The sequence below is a fragment of the Pseudoalteromonas sp. S3178 genome (assembly GCF_005886985.1).
Taxonomy (GTDB): Bacteria; Pseudomonadota; Gammaproteobacteria; order Enterobacterales; family Alteromonadaceae; genus Pseudoalteromonas; species Pseudoalteromonas carrageenovora.
The window spans coordinates 1-328 of sequence record NZ_PNCW01000350.1 but is presented as its reverse complement, the minus strand read 5'-3'; the positions used below and the strand labels follow the sequence as shown (position 1 = coordinate 328).

Below are 328 nucleotides of genomic sequence, written 5' to 3'. Positions count from 1 at the left end.
CCATTATTTCAACGGTTGGTTTTACCACTCTACGCAGCTCACTCGACATAAAATACGCCGTATATATCGCCGCAGAAAGCGCAATCGGGACTGCGAATAACATCGCATACATGGCTGCTTTGATGGTACCAAATGAAATAGGCACCAATGAAAACTTGGATTCAAAATCATCTGACGCTGAAGTCGATTGCCAGGTATAAGCAGGTTCAGGATACCCTTCGTACCATACTTCTTGCCATAAAGCTGACCATGTTACCTCTGGGTGCTCATTGTGAATATCAAATACAGAGATTTTATTATCTGTAATGATCAATGCAGCATCAGAGCG

Annotated in this window: 1 pseudogene; it reads right to left on the bottom strand. The window is 42.7% G+C overall.

From position 1 onward, the window contains the following. A pseudogene (locus CWC11_RS21270) lies at nt 1-328 on the bottom strand (phosphate ABC transporter permease); the annotation flags it as partial.